At 64.6% G+C, this 18,954-nt stretch carries 16 protein-coding genes and 1 riboswitch; of the genes, 3 read left to right on the forward strand and 13 right to left on the reverse strand.

Annotation, left to right across the window (positions count from 1 at the left end; translation table 11 throughout):
- Positions 1–4: 4 nt before the first annotated feature.
- On the reverse strand, positions 5–1,477 hold the full coding sequence (locus HMI57_RS04950) for an SLC13 family permease (protein WP_171584833.1): 1,473 nt from the start codon (positions 1,475–1,477) through the stop codon (positions 5–7).
- A gap of 173 nt (positions 1,478–1,650) precedes the next feature.
- Between HMI57_RS04950 and HMI57_RS04955 the strand changes: the two genes are divergently transcribed.
- A complete protein-coding gene (locus tag HMI57_RS04955) occupies positions 1,651–2,199 on the forward strand; it encodes an adenylate kinase (protein ID WP_171584834.1) in 549 nt (182 codons plus the stop codon).
- A 62-nt stretch (positions 2,200–2,261) separates the two neighbouring features.
- Positions 2,262–3,431 carry an RtcB family protein gene (locus tag HMI57_RS04960; RefSeq protein ID WP_171584835.1) on the forward strand — a complete coding sequence of 390 codons (1,170 nt, stop codon included), beginning with the start codon at positions 2,262–2,264 and terminating at the stop codon, positions 3,429–3,431.
- A gap of 83 nt (positions 3,432–3,514) precedes the next feature.
- Here HMI57_RS04960 and HMI57_RS04965 read toward each other — a convergent pair whose 3' ends face one another.
- The 4 genes from HMI57_RS04965 to HMI57_RS04980 are packed head-to-tail and all read right to left on the reverse strand — an operon-like array spanning position 3,515 to position 7,808.
- Positions 3,515–4,690: a family 1 glycosylhydrolase gene (locus HMI57_RS04965; RefSeq protein WP_171584836.1), complete on the reverse strand. Its 1,176-nt coding sequence runs from the start codon at positions 4,688–4,690 to the stop codon at positions 3,515–3,517.
- A gap of 30 nt (positions 4,691–4,720) precedes the next feature.
- On the reverse strand, positions 4,721–5,602 hold the full coding sequence (locus HMI57_RS04970; RefSeq protein WP_171584837.1) for a carbohydrate ABC transporter permease: 882 nt from the start codon (positions 5,600–5,602) through the stop codon (positions 4,721–4,723).
- Between the two features lie 2 nt (positions 5,603–5,604).
- Complete coding sequence (locus HMI57_RS04975) at positions 5,605–6,534, reverse strand: ABC transporter permease subunit (RefSeq protein ID WP_171584838.1); 930 nt, start codon at positions 6,532–6,534, stop codon at positions 5,605–5,607.
- A gap of 2 nt (positions 6,535–6,536) precedes the next feature.
- Positions 6,537–7,808 (reverse strand): sugar ABC transporter substrate-binding protein, encoded by a 1,272-nt coding sequence (locus HMI57_RS04980; protein WP_205207776.1) that lies wholly within the window; start codon positions 7,806–7,808, stop codon positions 6,537–6,539.
- A gap of 132 nt (positions 7,809–7,940) precedes the next feature.
- On the opposite strand from HMI57_RS04980, the gene HMI57_RS04985 reads away from it, so the two are divergent.
- On the forward strand, positions 7,941–8,570 hold the full coding sequence (locus HMI57_RS04985) for a TetR/AcrR family transcriptional regulator (protein ID WP_171584839.1): 630 nt from the start codon (positions 7,941–7,943) through the stop codon (positions 8,568–8,570).
- On the opposite strand, the gene HMI57_RS04990 is transcribed toward HMI57_RS04985, so the two are convergent.
- The 8 genes from HMI57_RS04990 to HMI57_RS05025 form a co-directional block, all read right to left on the reverse strand.
- Positions 8,567–10,171, reverse strand: coding sequence for a glucoamylase family protein (locus HMI57_RS04990; protein ID WP_228720934.1), 1,605 nt, complete (start codon positions 10,169–10,171; stop codon positions 8,567–8,569). The two genes, HMI57_RS04985 and HMI57_RS04990, sit on opposite strands and share 4 nt — an antisense overlap.
- A gap of 83 nt (positions 10,172–10,254) precedes the next feature.
- Positions 10,255–11,070, reverse strand: coding sequence for a methylenetetrahydrofolate reductase (locus HMI57_RS04995; protein WP_171584840.1), 816 nt, complete (start codon positions 11,068–11,070; stop codon positions 10,255–10,257).
- 3 nt (positions 11,071–11,073) lie between these two features.
- Positions 11,074–12,447 (reverse strand): L-serine ammonia-lyase, encoded by a 1,374-nt coding sequence (locus HMI57_RS05000; protein ID WP_171584841.1) that lies wholly within the window; start codon positions 12,445–12,447, stop codon positions 11,074–11,076.
- Positions 12,448–12,455: 8 nt separating this feature from the next.
- Positions 12,456–13,784: a serine hydroxymethyltransferase gene (glyA, locus tag HMI57_RS05005; RefSeq protein WP_216607118.1), complete on the reverse strand. Its 1,329-nt coding sequence runs from the start codon at positions 13,782–13,784 to the stop codon at positions 12,456–12,458.
- Positions 13,781–14,164: a glycine cleavage system protein GcvH gene (gcvH, locus tag HMI57_RS05010; protein WP_171584842.1), complete on the reverse strand. Its 384-nt coding sequence runs from the start codon at positions 14,162–14,164 to the stop codon at positions 13,781–13,783. The genes glyA and gcvH overlap by 4 nt, the downstream gene beginning before the upstream one ends.
- Before the next feature lie 33 nt (positions 14,165–14,197).
- Entirely contained in the window at positions 14,198–15,304 is a 1,107-nt protein-coding gene (gene gcvT, locus HMI57_RS05015) for a glycine cleavage system aminomethyltransferase GcvT (protein WP_171584843.1), read from the reverse strand.
- A gap of 64 nt (positions 15,305–15,368) precedes the next feature.
- Positions 15,369–18,209 (reverse strand): aminomethyl-transferring glycine dehydrogenase, encoded by a 2,841-nt coding sequence (gene gcvP, locus HMI57_RS05020; RefSeq protein WP_171584844.1) that lies wholly within the window; start codon positions 18,207–18,209, stop codon positions 15,369–15,371.
- A gap of 157 nt (positions 18,210–18,366) precedes the next feature.
- Positions 18,367–18,469, reverse strand: a riboswitch (glycine riboswitch).
- A 181-nt stretch (positions 18,470–18,650) separates the two neighbouring features.
- Positions 18,651–18,830 carry a CsbD family protein gene (locus HMI57_RS05025; protein ID WP_171584845.1) on the reverse strand — a complete coding sequence of 60 codons (180 nt, stop codon included), beginning with the start codon at positions 18,828–18,830 and terminating at the stop codon, positions 18,651–18,653.
- Positions 18,831–18,954 lie beyond the last annotated feature (124 nt).

Consider the following 18,954-nt stretch of genomic DNA (forward strand, 5'->3'; position numbering starts at 1 on the left):
CTTCCTAGATGAAGATGCTCAGCACGAGGACAAAACCAAGAGCCACAATTGACGCCACGGAGACTCCCAGGGTGCAGCTTTTAAGCGTCCCACGGGTCGTCTGGCCAAGCATCGACTGCAACAGCCAGAACGTGTTCGACGTGACATGGACAGCGAACAGGGACCCGGCACCCGCGGCCAGGGCAAGCAGTACGGGGTTGAGCCCGAGCGCCGGAGCGACCGGCGCGAGCAACCCTGCGGCGGTGATGGCTGAGATTGAGACTGACCCGACAGCAATGTGTAGAACGGCTGCGATGCCCCAGACCACCAAAAGTGGTGCAACGGTTGAGGCTGCAAAGTAGTCGCCGAGGATCTCGCCCATTCCGCTGGTAGCGACCATCGCAGCCAGTGACCCGCCGGCGCCCGTCAAAACCAGGATCTGACCGGACTCTTTGAAACCGTTGGCAACCGCGGCCTCTACCCGCTTGGTGCCTATTGTGAGGCGCGCAACGAGACTGGTTCCCAGCAGACCAATCAGCAACGCGACCACGGGCGTCGACAGCAACACCATGAACTCGGGGGTGTAGCCGGTCATGTTCAGCAGGGCACCGGAAGCGATCAGGACCAGCGACAACAGCATGGGAGCGAACATCAGCAGCAGGCCGGGCTCTTTGGCTCCCCTGGTCCCCGCCGTGCGTACATCGTGCGGCAAGAGCCCCACCCGGCTCGACGTCGATGACCTTCCTGCTCCGGCGCTTCGGACGATCCCGTGGGTATCCGCCGGCCTCCCAGACGCGCTCTCAGAAGCCTCCCCGGATGACGCCGATTCCTGCAGGTGTGATTCTTCCAGTGGCGGCTCCTCATCCGTTTCGGTGTTCCACAGTCCCCGGTGGATAAGGAAGTTCATGATCATGATCGAAACGATGATGGTGGGAATGATGACCAGCAGACCAAAGATCAGCATTTCACCCAGCGGCACCTGGAGCAGCCCTGCGAGTGCCACAGCGGCGACGCCGGGAACCATCAGGACGATGCCACACTCCAGGCTGATCGCCAGGGCTGTCGACATTTTGGCGGTGCCGAATTTCCCGAGCTTGGGTGCGATTCTGCGGGCCAGCGGGGCGCTCATCACCAGGAGAACATCAAGGAAGATGGACTGCAACATGGTGCCGATGGTCAGCCCAAGCGCGTAGGGCACCCCCTTGGGGCCAAAGACGTGGAGCAGTTTGTCGACGAGCTTCGCGATGGCGCCCATCTCGTTCAGGATCGCCCCCATCAGCACACCCCAACCGATCAGAAGGCCCACTTCCATCATGATGTCCCCAAAACCGGTCATCACCGTCTCGGTAGTGGCTGCCGCACCCAATCCCGTCGCAAGCCCCAGCACAATCGCGCCGATGACGAGGGACAGTGCGGGATTGATGCGAAGACGAAGGATCATCACGACGATTCCGATGATCACCGCCGCGGTGATGCTGAGTAATTGCCAATCTGCCATGAGTGATCCTCCATTGGATTCATGATGACGCCGTAAGCTACGTCACATGCCTACATTATGAGCACGAACTCACTATGTGAGTCAAGATGATGAGATTTCTCGATCTTCCCTAGGTACCGCGTCGGTGCGCAACCAGGATGGGAGCCAGAAACCGCCTGTGGCAGGATGAACCGATGACCACTGGAACTCCGCCGGATACCCCGCAGCGGGTGCTCTTCTATGGCGTCACCGGATCGGGGAAGACCACCGCCGCACGCCGTTACGCGAGTGCAACCGGCCTCCCGGAGGTGTCGGCTGACGACCAGATCGGCTGGCTCCCAGCCTGGACGGAGCGGGACCCGACCGAGCAGGCCCGCCTCGCGGCAACCCTCGCGTCAGGCGAGCGCTGGGTTTTCGATACCGTCTACGCCAAGTGGGCGGACCAGGTGCTGCCCCGGACGGAGTTGGTGGTGGCCCTGGACTATCCCCGGTGGGTATCACTGTCCCGGCTGGTGCGGCGGACCATGCGGCGGGTGGTGCGCCAGGAAGTGGTCTGCAACGGAAACCGGGAATCGGCGCGCAAGGCGATCTCACGCGATTCCATCCTTGCCTGGCACTTCAAGAGCTTCCCGCGGAAACGGGCACGTATCCGGCGTCTCATCGAGGACGACTGCGTGCCGGTGCTCCGCTTCACCCGCCCGCGGGATCTCGACCGCTGGCTCCGAAGCGTTGAGGCCTCCTGACCTCCTCTACCCGGTAACACTAGTGATTGGGATATCCCAATCACTAGTGTTACCCTCCAATCATGGAAAAGGTGAGCAAGACCTACATCAACTTCGCGAGCGTCCTCGACTCGAAGACCCGCGAGCAGAACCTCATGACCTCCGGCATGCCGTTCATCTATCCGCACCTGGCCAGCATGCCGGATGCGCACCTCGGCCTCGGCGCGGCGGTCGGTTCAGTGATCCCAACCATCGGAGCCATCATCCCTGCCGCCGTCGGCGTGGACATCGGCTGCGGCATGATCGCCGTCCGGACCCAGTTCACCCACGGAGACCTTAGGACGCTGGACCGCAGGACACTACGCCAGGCCATCGAGCGCAGCATCCCGCTGTCCGCCGGCAACAACAACACCTCCATCGTGGCGACCGCCGCGCCGCGGATTGCCCAGCTCAGCGACGAGGCGGACAGGGCGGGGTTTGATCCGGCCAGCTACGTGAAGAAGTGGGCCTTGCAGCTGGGTACCCTCGGGTCGGGGAATCACTTTATCGAGGTGAGTGTGGACGAGAACGACGATGTCTGGCTGTTCCTGCACAGCGGCTCACGCGGCGTGGGGAACAAGATCGCCCAGCACCACATCCGGGTTGCCCTTGAGCAGTGCCGGAAAAGGTACATCAAGCTCCCCCACGACGACCTCGCGTACCTGGTGGAGGGTGATCCGGAGTTCCAGGAGTACATTGACCAGCTGCGGTGGGCCCAGAACTTCGCTCTCCTCAACCGCGAGGAAATGATGGACCGCGTGGTGGCCTGCTTTGCTGCCTGGACGGGTGACGCGGTGCGGGAGCAGGAGCGGATCAACTGCCACCACAACTACACCGCCCGGGAGCACCACTACGGCAAGGACGTGTGGCTGAGCCGGAAGGGTGCCATCGAGGCATCCGTCGGTAAGGCCGGCCTGATTCCGGGGTCGATGGGAACCGCCTCCTACGTCGTGGAGGGGCTGGGCTTTGCGCCGTCGCTGAACTCGGCGCCGCACGGTGCGGGCCGGGAATACAGCCGGTCCGCGGCGCGGAAAACGTTCACGCACGCCCAGCTCCGGACCGCCATGTCGGGAATTGAGTACCGCGACACCGATGCGTTCATCGACGAGATCCCCGCCGCGTACAAGGACATCGATGTGGTGATGGCCGACGCCGTCCAGATGGTCAGGATCCGGCACACGCTGCGCCAGATCGTCAACGTGAAGGGCGATTGAGGACAAAACCCGCCCTCCGGGTCAGGATTGCCGCAAGGAACCGGCGATCCTGACCCTGGGGACCATTTCTGGACGGGTAGGCGCTAGGACGACGCCGGTGCACCCTCACGGAGGGAGTTCGCCTGCGCCACCCGCCCCAGCCAGCCCAGGCTCGGCTTGGGATGACGCTCGAAAGTGTCGGCGTCCCAGCCGATCAGGCCGAAGGTGGGTTTGAAGCTGCCCCACTCGTAGTTGTCAAGGGCGCTCCAGTGCAGGTATCCCCGCACCTCGATCCCGTCAGCGATGGTTCGGGAGATCGCCTCTAGGGCACCGCGGGTGTAGTCGATCCGGCGCGAGTCGTCACCGGTGGCGATGCCGTTCTCGGTGATGTAGATCGGGACACCGTTGCGCTGCCAGGAATTACGGATGCCGTCCTCGATTGCGGCCGGGTAATACTCCCAGCCGGTCAGGGTCAGCTCGGCGTCGTCGTCGATCGGCAGTGGACCCTCGGCACCCACCCTGGTCCGGGTGTACGCCTGCACACCCACCCAGTCATCGCCCGCTGACGCCTCCAGAAACACATGCTCACGGGTTCGGCCGTACTCCTCGGTGACGTCTTCGGCACCGGGTTCGGCCTGGTATGCCTGGGTTGCCACTGACCAGCCAGCCTGCTTGCCAGCAGCCTGGAGAATATCGACGGCGCGGCGGTGCGCAGCGATCAGGTTCGCTGTCACGACGGGGTTGCCCTCCGGAAGCCCGACCGAGGGGAAACCCTGCTCCGGGTCGGCCAGCACCGAGACCATGTTCGGCTCGTTGATGGTGCACACCAGATCGACGCCGTCCAGCACGGGAAGGATATGCCCGACATACCGCGCAAAGCGCTCCACGGAGTCCGGGTCCTTCCACCCGCCGGCCCGGGCGAACCAGATCGGGTTGGTGAAGTGATGCAGGGTCACCATCGGGGTGAGACCGAGTTCGATGGCGGTCGCCACCATGCGGCGGTAGTGATCCAGTGCGGCGCGGGAGACGAAGCCCTCCTCGGGTTCGATCCGGGCCCACTCGATGCTGAACCGGTACGAGGTGAGTCCCGCTGCAGCAAGCAGCGACATATCCTCGCGGTACCGATGGTAGCTATCCGCGGCGTCACCGCTGGGCGCCTCCACCGGAGCCCCCGGCAGGTGGCCGTGCTCGCGCTGCCACCAATCGGAGTTGACGTTGCCGCCCTCGATCTGGTGCGCCGCCGTGGACGCACCCCAAAGAAACCCGTTCGGGAAGTTCATGGTTGACTACTTTCCGCCAGCCGAAGCTGGCTATTTGATGCCTGTCAGCGCGATGCCCTGCACAAAGTACTTCTGCAGCAGGACGAAGATCAGGAGGATGGGCAACACCACCACGACGGCGCCGGCCATCATGAGGCCGTACTCGGCGGCGTTCTGGCCCACCGAGTACAACGCCAGCGCAACCGGAAGGGTGTAACGGTCCTCGCTGGTCGCGACCACCAGCGGCCACAGGAAGTTATTCCACGAAGCGAGGAAGGTCAGGATGGTCAGGGTGGCGACGGCGGGTCCACACAACGGCATGATCACCCGCAGGAAGATCCGCCATTCGCTGGCGCCGTCAATGCGCGCCGCCTCGATAAGGTCATCGGGCAGGCTCAGCATGAACTGCCGCATCAGGAAGACACCGAGCGGCGCGATCAGGAAGGGGAGGATGAGTCCCGGGTAGGAGTTCACCAGGCCCAGGTTCGCGGTGAGCACGAACAAAGGTACAAACGTGACCACCCCCGGCACCATCAGGGTGCCGAGTACCAGCATGAACAGCACCTTTTTCCCGGCAAAGTCCAGTTTGGCCAGGGCGTATCCCACCATTGACGAGAACACGATGTTGCCCGCGGTGACGAACACCGCCACCACCAGGCTGTTGGTGAAGAAGGTGGCGAAATCCAGCCGCACAAACAACTCGGTGTAGTTGTCGAGGGTCGGCTCAAGCGGCCAGAAGTTCAACGGATACTGCCGGATCTCGGCGGTCGTCTTGAAGGACCCGAGGATCATCCAGACGAACGGCATGATCATGGCGATCATGCCCAGCCCCAGGACCACGTACAGCCACAGGCGGGGACGTTGCTGCATGGGCGTGCGCCGTCGTCGTTCCCGGGGAACCGTAACGACCGGCGGGGCAACTGAAGTGGCCATGGTCAATCCTTCTTTCCGAGGAAACGGAACTGGATCAGGGAAAGCACAACGATCGCGAGGAACAGGACGTAGCTCGCCGCCGAAGCATAGGAGTAGTTGCCGAAGCCGAACTGATCGTAGGTGTACATGGCGGTGGAGAGGGTGGCATCAAGCGGTCCGCCGCCGGTCATCACATAGGGCTCCTCGAAGAACTGTAGGAAGCCGATGCCTGTAATCACTGCTGCGAACAGGATGGGTGGACGCATGGCGGGCAGGGTGACGTTCCAGAACCGCTGGACGGCGCTGGCGCCGTCCACCATTGCCGCCTCGTGGTGTTCCCGGGGAACACCCTGCAGCCCGGCGAGGAAGATGACCATCAGGGTGCCAATGTTGCGCCAGACCGCCATGAAGATCAGTGAGGGCAACGCCGTCAGTTCGTTCTCGAGCCAGTTGGGCCCCGTGATACCGAAGACCCCCAGGAAACCGTTCAGAAGGCCGTCCGGCTGCAGGATGAAACGCCACACGATCGCTACCGCAACAATGCTGGTCACCACTGGGGCGTAATAGCCCACCCGGAAGAACGTCCGGAACCGGGTGATGCCGTTGTTGAGGGCCAGGGCCACCAGAAGCGCCACCGCCATGGTGAGGGGAACGCCGACCAGGACGAACACTGCGGTGTTGGCCAGTGACCGCACGAAACGCGAATCATTGAACAACGCGACGTAGTTCTCGAACCCCACGAAGTTCACGCCGAACGGGCTGCGCAAATCCCTGGTGGTCAGGTCGGTGAAGCTCATGGCGAGCGAAGCCACGATTGGTCCGGCCATGAAAATCACGAAGAGGATCAGGAACGGTGCAGCGAAACTCCAGGCGACGACGGTCTGCCTGCTCCGGCGCGAGCGCGGTTTACGCGCCCGCCCCGGAGCAGGCTTTGCCGTGTGGGCGAGTGCCACTGTTAGAGGCCTGTCCCGATACTGTCGGCCTGGCTCTGGATCGCCGCCAGCGCCTCGTCGACTGTAGTGTCGCCCCGGGTAACCTTCTCGAGTTCCTGGTCGATCACCGCTGAGACCTGCGCCCAGGTGGGAATCGCGGGCGGCGCCTTGGAGTCCTCCAGCTGCTCAGCGAAGACACTCAGGTTGGGATCATCGGCGAAGGTGGGATCCTCGTAGGCTGCCTGGACGCTCGGCATCGTCGTGGAGATGCCATACCAGGCGATCTGTGTTTCCGGTTCGCTCAGCCAGCGGACAAACTTCCAGCTGGCGTCACGGTTCTCACTGTCGTTGAACACGGCGAGGTTGCCACCGCCGGTGAAGCTGGTGCGCGAAGCGGAGCCGGGGACCATTGCCACATCGAACTGGTCTGCGAATCCCTCGCCGCCCTGCTCCTCAAGCAGCCCAATGTGGAATGGGCCGCTGAAGAATGACCCCACCTCACCGGAAATGAACTTCTGCTCGATCTCGCCGGTCTCCAACCGCACCGGATCGGAGATTCCCTCGGTGAAGAAGCTGGCGTAGTACTCGAAGGCAGCCTTCCACTCGGGGGTCTCGAAGGTGAACTCGGTGCCATCCTCGTTCATGATGTCCCCGCCCTCCTGCCACACAAACGGTGCGAGGTATTGCCAGGAGTCGAATCCTCCGGGCGGAAGGGAAATGCCGGCCTCCGCTCCCTCCGCCTGCAGGCCCTCGGTGAAGGTCTTGAACTCGTCCCAGGTGGTTGGCGCCTCAACGCCAGCCGCCTCGGCCATGTCGGTGCGGTAGTAGAGGGCGCGGGTGTCCACGTACCAGGGGACACCGTAGGCGACGTCGTCGACAACCGCTGTGCCCCACGACCCCTCGAAGAAGTCACCCTCGTCGACCAGGCCTTCGGGAGTGGGCTCCAGTGCGCCGGTGGCGGCAAACTCGCCGACCCAGGTGGTGCCGAGCATCGCAATGTCCGGCGTCTGTCCACCAGCGATGGAGGTGGCGATGCGGTCGTGGGCACTCTCCCAGGGGACGGGGGTGACGTTGACCGTGACGTCCGGATTCTCCGTTTCGAAGTCGGCGGCCAGCTGGTCCAGGACCTCGCCCTCGTTGCCCATCGCCCAGATGGTCACCTCTCCGGTGGCGGGGGCGTCGTCAATGGGTCCCCCGCCCTCGGGGCCGGCTTCGCTGCCTTCCTCGCGTCCGCATCCGGTCAGTGCGAGTGCGCCGATGACGGCCACCGCGCTCCATGATCGCCATTGATTCATAGTTTTTCCTCCAGTAAGTGGGGTTGAATCCTCCGTGGGCGCAGGGTTCGCCGCTGGAGTTCGTTGCCAAGCTACCATAAAAACCTTACATGCGGAAGGTTTTTATTTCTGGTCATGCGATAGGTTTTGGATATGACTACGACCCCTGACCGGAAACGCGGCAGTTACGCCAAGGGCCAGGCGAAGCGACAGGAAATACTCGACGCCGCTCTGGTGGTCTTCGGGCGCAGCGGCTTCCATAGCGGCTCACTACGGGAGATTGCCAAGCGGGTCGCCCTCACGCCAGCCGGCCTGATGCACCACTTCGCCACCAAGGAAGAACTCTTCACCGAGGTGTTGCGGCAGCGTGACGAGCGGGTCAAGGAAGCCGCGGGCGACGTCGCCGAGGACACCCTCCTGCAGCAGATGCGCCGGGTGGTGTCCTACAACCAGACCACCCCCGGGCTGACCTCGCTGTACACGGTGATCGCCGCCGAGGCCACCAACCGCGACCACCCAGCGCACGAGTACTTTGCGGCCCGCTATGCCGACCGTGCGGAACAGACGGCGGCCATCCTCGCCGATGCGCAGCGGGACGGCCTGGTGCGCGAAGATCTTGACGTCCACCACGCGTCACGGCTGATCGCAGCAGTGATGGATGGACTGCAGCAGCAATGGCTCCTGGATGACACAGTGGATATGACTGGTGTGTTCGACGAGTTTGTTCGCGGGTACTTCCTGAACCCGGCCCCTGTCACGGTGCCGGGTCCAGAAGGGAGCTAGCGCCCGCCCAGCTCAGTGCCGAAGACCTGCGCCTCAACCAGCGGCCGGACCGCCTTCTCGAACCCGCGATCCACGAAGTAGTCCTTCAGCTTGTCTTTCTTCTCCTCGTTCAGGATGGCACCCATGATCATTGACTGGTCCAGGCTGAGGTACCGTTCTGCAGCGGTTCCGCTGCCGACAGCCACCGAATCGTAGAATCCTCCGGGACCGTAGGCCCCCAGCTCATTCTTGATGCCATCGAGGTTCTTCAGGACCGCTTTCCGGTCGTAGGGCAGGGCGAGGAAGGCCGCGTGCGGGGTGACCACACCGTCACCAAACTCCGGATCCGGATTGGTCGCCTCGCGGCAGCCCTCGTACCCCTTGTCCACATCGGTGCTCTCGACGTCGCTGGCATATCCGGTGCTGTTGATCCCGATTTCTTCCACCCCATACTCACGGTAGGAGGCGAAGGGGTCGCTGGCCGGGGAGAAGCCCCAGTATCCATACCCGGCCTCATCCATCCCATGTTCGATGTGGGAGCGCACCGTTGCCTCGTGGTTCGGGGCCCAGGAGCGCTTCCCCCACTTGGCCTCGGGGACAAACAGATCAGGCATCAGAGCCTCGAACATGCTGCCACCCCAGGCGGGAACAAGTTTCATGCCACGGTAGGCATATACACCTTCAAAGACACTTACCCCCAGGTATTCACGGGTAACGCCGGTCGGCTTTTGCTCCTGCCACCCAAAATCACAGCTCTGATCGGGCATGGTGCGGTAAGTGCCGTAGTAGGCGGTTGCCGGGATCTGACCGTTGGCGATACCCAGGTAGGTGGCGATGCGCGCCTCGCTCACCGAGGTGTCGTACCAGTGGCAGGTGTAGTAAACGTCGGGGCCGTCGTCACCGTAGTTGTCCGGTACTGCACAACCGTCACCGGGAGGCGCATCCCAGAATCCGCCCCGGTTGAGACTGACCCCTTCCCGTGCGTTGAGATCGTGGTACCAGCCAAAGTCCATGTTGTCGTAGAGGGCGTCAGCCTGTTTGGCGAGGCGTGGTTCTGCTTCGGCGACCACCCGGAGCGCTGCGGCCAGCCACCCGTTGTCGACCGTGCTGAGGAATGGATAGACGACGTCGCCGCTGTCCGGCCAGATGGTCAGCTTGCCGCCGGTGGTGGGGGAATACCAGTTGTAGTACATCCCGCTTGGCTCGTGGATCTCGAGCGTTTCGAGGGTGTCGAGGGTAGTGGCCAGGCGGTGGCTGGCCTCCTTGCGATCGATGATCTTGAGGTCGCGGGCAGCAATCGTGGACCACAGGTAGCCGCCGATGTTCGTGGGGCTGGTGTACTCGCTCGGTGTACTGAGATCGCCCTCGATGTTGTCGGCCGGCAGACCGGTGGTCTCGTCGGTCATCGCGTCGAGGGATGTCCAGGTGTCAGCGGCATACTGCTTTAGCGGGTCGACCTGCTTGCCACCGCCCGGTCCGCCGCCATGACCGCCGGGTCCGGCGGTGGCTGCCGTCGGGACGACCAGGGCGAGAGCTGCGATCGCCGCTCCACAGGCGAGCAGGGTTCTGCGCCTGCCGCTGGAGGTGGGGTGAAGTGAATCTCGGTGGGTGGGCAACTTCATGGGAACTCCTTTGTTCTTCCGATGAACAACAGGGTTCCATAAAAACCTTACACATACAAGGTTTTTGTGAAGGTTACCGACGGTCAGGCATCAGCACCGAAGGTGCGGGCGACCGACTGAACGTCGTTGAAGCTGTACACGTGGAGGCCGGCGAACCCGCCTGAATCCACGACGGAACGGACCAGCGGTGCGGGGTCGTACGACGACGGCGCCAGGACGCTGCGGACCAACGATCCTCCTCCTGCTCCGGTGAGGGATCGTTGGGCGAACCGCAGCGACGGGCCTACCCCGATCCGGGCTGCGAGGGAGATCAGGCGGGTGCGGCGCACGGCGCCCGGCACACCGGCCCAGACAGGGAGCCAGACGCCCGCGGCGCGCAATTCAGTCAGGTAGGTGGAAAGCACCGGTCCGGAGAAGCACAGCTGGGTGACCGCCCAGGAGCACAAGCCCTGTTTCGCCAGGAGCAGGTCAGTGAGCTCCGACGACGACGTTCCGGGCCGGCCCTCCGGATAGGCGGCCGTTCCCAGGGAAAACCATCCGCCGCCCAGGGATGCGATGTCGGCCATCAGCGCCCCACTCCAGGCGTAGGATCCGGCTGCTTCCTCGCCGTCACCGGCAATGACGAAGATGTCACTGACACCCGCCGTCTGCAGCCGGGTGAGGAACCCCGCGAGTTGCCCGCGCGACTTGAGGGACCGCGCCGCGAGGTGCGGGACCGCCCGATAACCGAGGTCGGCCAGCCGTACCGCCAGATCGATCGTCTCCTCCGCACCGTGGTGCGCCAGACACGTGATGGTCACAACGGCCGGCGCCGGCAGGTGCTCCCGGAGCGCCTCGACGATCCCGGGAGCTGGAATGATCTCGACCCGGAGTGGCAGGGACCCCGGATCGTCAGCCATGGTTCAGCACTCCACCACGTTCAGGGCAAGGCCGCCCCGGGCGGTTTCCTTGTACTTGTCCATCATGTCCGCGCCGGTGTCCCGCATCGTCTTGATGGCGACGTCGAGTGAGACATGGTGCTTGCCGTCGCCGCGGACGGCCATCCGCGCGGCGGTGATCGCTTTCATGGCGCCGACCGCGTTCCGCTCGATACACGGTATCTGCACCAGGCCACCAACGGGGTCGCAGGTCAGGCCCAGGTTGTGTTCAATGCCGATCTCGGCGGCGTTCTCCACCTGTTCGGCCGTGCCACCGAGCACTTCGGCGAGCGCACCGGCCGCCATCGCGCAGGCGGATCCGACCTCGCCCTGGCAGCCCACCTCGGCACCCGAGATGGAAGCGTTCTGCTTGAACAACCCGCCGACAGCGGTTGCTGCGAGCAGGAACCGGATGACGCCGTCGTCGTCGGCTCCCGGAACGAAGTCGACGTAATACTTCAGGACCGCCGGAATGATTCCCGCAGCACCGTTGGTCGGGGCTGTCACCACCCGGCCTCCGGCCGCGTTTTCCTCGTTGACCGCGAGCGCAAACAGGGTCACCCATTCCATGGTGCTCAGCTTGTCGGTAGGGTCCTCTGCCTTCTGCTGCAGACGCAGCTGGGTGGCAGCGCGGCGCCGCACCCCCAGACCGCCGGGCAGGATCCCATCGGTGGTGGACCCGCGGCGGATGGTGTCCTGCATGACGTCCCAGATTTCCAGCAGTCCGGCGCGCACGTCGGCTTCAGAACGCCACGCCAGCTCGTTGGCCATCACAATCTCGGAGAAGGATTTCCCGGTGGCTGCGCAGATTTCGAGCAGCTGCTCCCCCGTGTTGAAGGGATGCTGCACCGGTACTGTCGCTTCCGCTGCCGGGTCGGCTCCGATCTGATCCTCATCGAGGATGAAGCCGCCGCCCACGGAAAAGTAGTCCCTCGCCAGAAGCTCGGCACCGCCGGCGTCGTAGGCGTGAAACCGCATCCCGTTGGTGTGGAAGTCGAGCCGCTTCCGGCGGTGCATGATCAGGTCGACCTCCGGGTCGAAATCGATCTCCCGGTGGCCCGCGAACCGCAGGCGGCGAGCCTGCCCCACCTCATCGACGCGTGGCCCTGCAGCTACGGGGTCGACCAGGTGCGGCTGCTCGCCCTCCAGTCCCAGGATGACCGCCTTGATGGTGCCGTGGCCGTGGCCGGTCACCCCGAGGGAGCCAAACAGTTCCACCTCCACCCGGTGCACCGAGTCGACCAGCCCCCGTTGCGCCACCAGCTCCGTATAGAGGAACGCAGCCTTCATCGGCCCCCCGGTGTGGGAGCTGGAAGGGCCGATCCCTATCTTGAACAGGTCGAACGCGCTAATGGGCATGGGATTCCTTAGCTCTGGTTCTGGGCGCCCGCGCCGAGGCGCACGACGTCGGCGTACAGCGGGTGCTCTGCCGCGAGAGCTTCCACCCGCTGGGCCAGCGGCGTGAGGTCGGCGTCGGCCGGGGCGATCAGTGCTTCGGCGATGATGTCCGCCACCCGGGTGAACGCCGCCGCCTCGAATCCCCGGCTGGCGAGCGCTGGCGTACCGATGCGCAGGCCCGAAGTGACCATTGGGGGGCGGGGGTCGAATGGCACGGCGTTGCGGTTCACGGTGATGTCGATCTGCGCCAGCCGATCCTCCGCCTGCTGTCCATCCAGGTCGCAGTCCCGCAGATCCACCAGGACCAGGTGCACATCGGTGCCCCCGCTAACCACTGAGATGCCGCGCTGGGCGACGTCCGGCTGGGTGAGCCGGTCGGCGAGGATCCGTGCACCCTCAAGCACGCGCTCCTGGCGTTCCCTGAACTCGGCCGAGGCCGCGATCTTGAAGGCCACCGCCTTGCCAGCGATCACATGCTCGAGCGGTCCACCCTGTTGGCCCGGGAACACCGCCGAATTGATCCTCTTCGCGATGTCGGCATCGTTGCTGAGGATGATGCCACCCCGCGGACCGGCGAGGGTCTTGTGGGTGGTGGAGGTGGTGACGTGGGCATGCTGCACGGGGCTGGGATGCAGCCCGGCGGCTACCAGTCCGGCGAAGTGGGCCATGTCGACCATCAGGTAGGCGCCTACCTCGTCGGCGATGCTGCGGAACCGGGCAAAGTCGAGCTGCCGCGCGTACGCGGACCAGCCAGCCACAATCAGCTGGGGCTTGTGCTCTCGCGCCAGCCGTTCGACATCGTCCATGTCCACCCGGTGGTCATCGGGGCGCACCTGGTAGGGCACCACGTTGTACAGACGGCCGGAGAAGTTGATCCTCATGCCGTGGGTCAGGTGGCCGCCGTGGGCAAGGTTCAGGCCCATGATGGTGTCGCCGGGTTTGATCAACGCGTGCATGACAGCGGCGTTGGCCTGCGCACCGGAGTGTGGCTGAACGTTCGCGTACCCCGCCCCGAAGAGGTCCTTGACGCGGTCGATTGCCAGCTGTTCCAGCACGTCGACGTGCTCACAGCCGCCGTAGTAGCGGCGTCCCGGGTAGCCCTCGGCGTATTTGTTGGTCAGGACCGAACCCTGCGCTTGCATCACCGCCATTGGGGTGTGATTCTCCGAGGCGATCATCTCCAGCCCGTTGCGCTGCCGGGCCAGTTCGGCGTCGATGCCGCGCGCAACCTCGGGGTCGAGGTCGGCCAGTGCCGCGTTCAGGTGCCCCACGGTGGTCAGTCCGGTAACGGCGCTCATCCGTCGATGCCGTTCTTCTGGGCGTACTCCTCAGCCGAGAGGAGCGGGCCCTCGCTGGCGACGTCCACCTTGAACAGCCAGCCGGCGCCATAGGGATCCTCGTTGAGGATGCCCGGATTGTCGATGGCGTCCTGGTTGATTTCGGTGACCTCACCGGTGACGGGGGCGTAGAGGTCGGAGACGGACTTGGTCGACTCCACCTCGCCACAGCTCTCCCCCGCGGTGATCGTGTCGCCCACCTCGGGGAGGCTGACATAGACGACGTCACCCAGCGCGTCGGTGGCGACGGCGGAGACGCCGACGGTGGCCGGACCGGTTTCCGCAGTGTCGATCCATTCATGCTCAGCCGAGTAGCGGAGGTCAGACTTGATGGTGCTCACGTGGGTATATACCTTTCCGGGTATGTAAGTTGGCTACTTCTTGCGGCGGTAGAACGGCGTGGCGACCACAGTGAACGGCTCGGGCTTGCCCCGGAGGTCCACCTGGACCTCGGTGCCCGGCTCAGCCAGCGCGGTGTTCACATAGGCCATGGCCACGGGGTAGCCGAGGGTGGGGCTGGGGAGTCCTGAGGTCACCGTTCCGACCACCGCGCCGTCGACGACGACGTTGTACCCGGCGCGCGCCGACCGCCGGCCACCGCCCTGCAGGCCAACCAGCTTCCGCTCCAGCGTGGCCTCCTTGAGGGGCTCCAGGACCGACCGGCCGACGAAGTTGTCGGGCTTCTTGAGGCTGACGACCCCGCCGAGGCCTGCCTCGAAGGGGTTGGTGTCCAAGCCGAGCTCGTTCCCGTAGAGGGGCATCCCGGCCTCGAGGCGCAGGGAGTCGCGTGAAGCGAGCCCGCAGGGGGCAATTTGGTGCTGCGCTCCTGCCGCTGCGACGGCCTTCCAGAGCTGGACCGCCCCGGTGTTGCCGATGAACAGCTCGAAACCATCCTCGCCGGTGTACCCGGTGCGGGCCAGGAGAACCTGCATCCCCACCAGTTCCACTTCGACGGCGGCGTAGTATTTCAGTTCGGTAATCAGCTGGCGTGAGGACTCGGCGGCAATGTCGAGCAGGATCGCCTCGGCGGCGGGTCCCTGCACGGCGATCAGGGCCGTGTTCTCCGACTCGTCCTCGACCGCTACGTCAAAGTTGACGGCCCGTTCCTGCAAGGCAGCAGCCACCGTGTCGGCGTTACTGGCATTGGGGACCACCAGGTACCGGTCGTCGGCCCGGCGGTAGACGATGAGGTCGTCAATGACGCCGCCGTCCTCGGTGCAGATCAGCGAGTACTTGGCCTTCCCGACGGCGATCGCCGCAAGGTTGCCCACCAGGGCATAGTTCAGGAACTCGGCGGCCTGCGGTCCGGTGACCCAGACCTCGCCCATGTGGGAAAGGTCGAAGAGTCCTGCGGCACGACGGACGGTGTGGTGCTCCTCGAGCTCGCTGCGGTACTTCAGGGGCATCTGCCACCCGCCAAAGTCGGTGAAACTTGCGCCGAGCAATTCGTGTTCGGCGTACAGGGCTGTCTGCTTGGTCATGGGAATCCTTCCGGTGGTGCGCTGGACTCAACCCGTCCGGCCGGCGGCCGGACGGGGACGGGCCTTAGTCTTCGAAGGCCTCGATGGGTGGGCAGGAGCACACCAGGTTACGGTCGCCGTGCGCGCCATCGATCCGGCGGACCGGAGGGAAATACTTGTTGTGCTTGAGCGAGCGCACCGGGTAGGCGGCCAGTTCGCGGGGGTACGCCTGGTCCCAGGTGTCGCTGATCAAGGCGAAGGCGGTGTGCGGCGCCTGGCGCAGGGGGCTCTGCTCCAGCGTGTACTTGCCCGCCTGCACCTCGTCGATCTCACCCTTGATCGCGATCATCGCGTCGATGAAACGGTCCAGCTCACCAATGTCCTCGGACTCGGTGGGCTCCACCATCAGGGTGCCAGCGACGGGGAAACTGAGCGTCGGAGCATGGAACCCATAGTCGATGAGCCGCTTGGCGACATCTTCGGCGGTGACCCCGGTGGCGGCGGTCAGGTGCCGAAGGTCGAGGATGCACTCGTGCGCTACCAGGCCCTTCTCCCCCGAGTAGAGGAGGGGAAAGTGCTCGGTCAGGCGGGCGGCGACATAGTTGGCTGCCAGCAGGGCGTGACCGGTCACCGAGGTGAGCCCCTCGGCGCCCATCAGCGCGACGTATGCCCAGGAGATGGGAAGCACGCCGGCGGACCCGTAACGGGAAGCAGAGATGGGGACGCCTTCGGCTCCCGCGCCCTGCTCGGCTGCGTCTCCCGGCAGGAACGGTGCCAGATGGGCGGCGACGGCGACTGGCCCGACACCGGGTCCACCTCCGCCGTGGGGGATGCAGAAGGTCTTGTGAAGGTTCAGGTGTGACACGTCGCCACCGAACTCCCCCGGCTTGGCGAGACCGACGAGGGCGTTGAGGTTGGCGCCGTCGATGTAGACCTGGCCGCCGGCGTCGTGCACCTGGCCGCAGACCCAGCGGACGTCCTCTTCGAACACACCGTGGGTGGACGGGTAGGTGATCATGATGGCCGAGAGCTGCTCCGCGTGCTGGGCGATCTTCGCTTTCAGGTCATCGTGGTCGATGTTGCCGTTGTCGGCCGTCTTGACGACCACCACCTTCATTCCGGCGAGCACTGCCGAAGCAGCGTTGGTGCCGTGGGCGGACGAGGGGATCAGGCAGACGTTGCGGTCCTGATCGCCGCGGGACCGGTGGTAGCCGCGGATGGCGAGCAGGCCGGCCAGTTCACCCTGCGATCCGGCGTTGGGCTGGATGGAGACCTTGGCGTAACCGGTGATCTCCGCGAGCTTGTCCTCCAGATCCTGGATCAGCCAGCGCCACCCTTCGGTCTGGTGCTCGGGGGCGAAGGGGTGGATGGTCGCGAACTCCGGCCAGGAGATCGGCTCCATTTCCACTGTCGCGTTCAGTTTCATGGTGCACGATCCCAGCGGGATCATGGTGCGGTCCAGGGCCAGGTCCTTGTCGGAGAGACGGCGGAGGTACCGCAGGAGCTGGGTTTCGGAGCGGTGGCTGGAGAAGACCGGGTGGGTCAGGTAGGAAGAGGTCCGGATCAGGTCGGCAGGAAGCTCGGCCGAAGCGGATTCCTGGTCAGCGACCTGCCCGACGCCGAAGACCCCGGCCAGCGTGGCCAGGTGATCTTCGGTGGTGGTCTCGTCGCAGGAGACGCCCAGGTGGTCCTCGTCGACGAACCGCAGGTTGATGCCCGCGGCCTCAGCCTTGGACTGGAAGTCCCGCGCCTTGCCGGGGACGTTGAGGAGCAGGGTGTCGAAGAAGTCTGAGTGGACCACTGTCACGGCACCAGTCAGGGTCGCTGCCAGTGTGGTGGCGTGTCCGTGCACCCGCTGGGCGATTGCCTTCAAACCGTCGGGGCCGTGATAGACCGCGTACATGCTGGCGACGATGGCCAGCAGCGCCTGGGCGGTGCAGATGTTGGAGGTGGCCTTCTCCCGCCGGATGTGCTGCTCACGGGTCTGGAGTGCAAGGCGGTAGGCGGGGGCACCGTCGGCGTCCTTGGAAACGCCGACCAACCGCCCGGGGAGCATCCGCTCCAAGCCCTTGCGCACCGCCATGTAGGCCGCGTGGGGGCCGCCGAAGAAGAGGGGGACACCGAAACGCTGCGCGGAGCCGACCGCGATATCGGCGTCCTGCTCGCCCGGGGGCGTAATGAGGGTGAGCGCGAGCAGGTCGGCTGCCACAGTGACCAGGGCACCGCCGTCGTGGGCTGCTGCAATCAGCGACCGGTGATCACGGAGGGCACCGGATGCCCCGGGCTGCTGCAGGACGACGCCATTGATGTCGCCGTCGGGGAGTCCCTGGGCGAGGTCAGCGACCTCCACCTCGAATCCGAGGGCTTCGGCGCGGCCACGGACGACGGCGATCGTCTGCGGGAGGCAATCGGCGTCGAGCACTGTCTTGCCCTTGTTCTTGCCGGACCGGCGCATCAGCAGGACCGCTTCGGCGACAGCTGAGGCTTCGTCGAGTAGCGAGGCGTTAGCGATGGGCAGGGCGGTGAGGTCCTGGACCATGGTCTGGAAGTTCAGGAGGGCTTCCAGCCGGCCCTGGGAGATTTCCGGCTGGTAAGGAGTGTAGGCGGTGTACCAGGCGGGGGCCTCGAGGACGTTGCGGCGGATCACCGGTGGTGTCACGGTGTCGAAATAGCCCTGGCCGATCATCTGGACTGCAGTGGTGTTTCGGCCAGCGATCTCACGCAGCTGGGCCAGCACCTGGGTCTCGCTGAGGGCCGCCGGGAGGTTAAGGGCCTCGGCGGAGCGGATGTTGACTGGTACCGCTACCTCGACCAGCTTGTCGAGGCTGGGGTAGCCGAGCATAGTGAGCATTTGCGCAGCGTCGGTTGAGCGCGGGCCGATGTGGCGGTCGGCGAAGGTTGATTCGGTGAGGGGCTGAGCGGTCATGGGAACTCCCTTGATGGGGTCCGGGCGTAGGCGTCTGTCCGGACGATGGTGAGTTCCTCCCCGCTCTGTATGGGACCTGAGAGATTCCGCAGGACTCCATGCCTGCTTGCACCGTCGGTGAGGTGAGCCCGCGGGCCCGCCTGCTTTCCAGAGTTGCCTAGCCGCAGCGGTACTGGGCCTGAGAGATTCCTGGGGAGGATTTGCTCCTACGGCGCCTGCCGGAGTGTGTGTCTACGGAAGTACTCTCCCGCTGCAGATCGAAGGCTATGAAATTTTTGAGAATCGTGACCCAGCTTACTAGGCGCCATGCGTCAGTGCCAAAAGGCAACCCCAGCCAGCGTGCGGAAGCTCTCCCCGCTGGAGTTGCAGGCCGTCAACGGGACGCTGCGGAAAACACACGAAAGGACCGGCCAGAAGTGGCCGGTCCCTGCGCCGCAGAGGCTACTTGTCGCCCTTGAAGACATCCTTGATGTTCTCGCCGGCCTGCTTGGTGTGGGCCGACCCCTGGTCGGCCTGCCCCTCGACCTTGAGGTCCTGGTTGTTGGTCGCGTCGCCAACGGCTTCCTTTGCCTTACCGGTCAACTCTTCGGCCTTGTTCTTTGCCTTGTCAATGAAGCTCATGGGAATCCTTCTCTCTGGAATAGATGGTGATAGGCCGCTCTTGAAAGGTGCCTACAGTTCTAAGACGTTCCAGCCAGGAAAACCTCACGGCGATTTCCGGGATATTTTTTCACAGGTTCACTGG

The sequence above is a fragment of the Arthrobacter sp. 260 genome, from assembly GCF_013116745.1.
GTDB lineage: Bacteria > Actinomycetota > Actinomycetes > Actinomycetales > Micrococcaceae > Arthrobacter_D.